Raw genomic sequence first — 471 nt, 5'->3', positions numbered from 1 at the left:
TTTAATAAACATGCCATACGTAATAAGTGGCGTTTTATTAAAGTCATCTATAATAGCCATATAGTTTTGCTCACTACCATAACCTGCATCAGCTACAATATACTCCGGTAAATAACTGAAGGTATTTTGAATCATTGTTAAAAATGGAATTAAAGTTCTAGTATCTGTTGGGTTTTGAAATAGGTCATAGGATAAAACAAATTGAGAATTTGTCGCTATTTGTTTTATCCTGGCTTAAGTTGGCCATTTTTCATATGGTCTTCCTTCATTCTCATAAAAGTTGCATCATGATCAGTTTTAGAAAAGCTATTTCTATCTTTAAGAATCGATTTTTGCTCTTCATATTTATGTTTTCTCTCAGAATAATCATCAAATTTCTTTTTGAACTTCTTAATCTCAGTTCTTTTTTTACGGGTCTGTTTTCTAATTTGAGTACTATCTTCGTTCTCAATAGAATGATTTAAATCTTCG

At 29.9% G+C, this 471-nt stretch carries 1 pseudogene; it reads right to left on the bottom strand.

Features of this window, described 5'->3' with window-relative positions:
• Positions 1 to 471: pseudogene (locus C5C07_RS20635) on the bottom strand (transposase); the annotation flags it as partial.

Source organism: Haloferax sp. Atlit-4N, from assembly GCF_003383025.1.
In the GTDB taxonomy this organism is placed as follows: Archaea; Halobacteriota; Halobacteria; order Halobacteriales; family Haloferacaceae; genus Haloferax; species Haloferax gibbonsii.
This window is presented reverse-complemented; position numbering and strand designations above follow the sequence as displayed.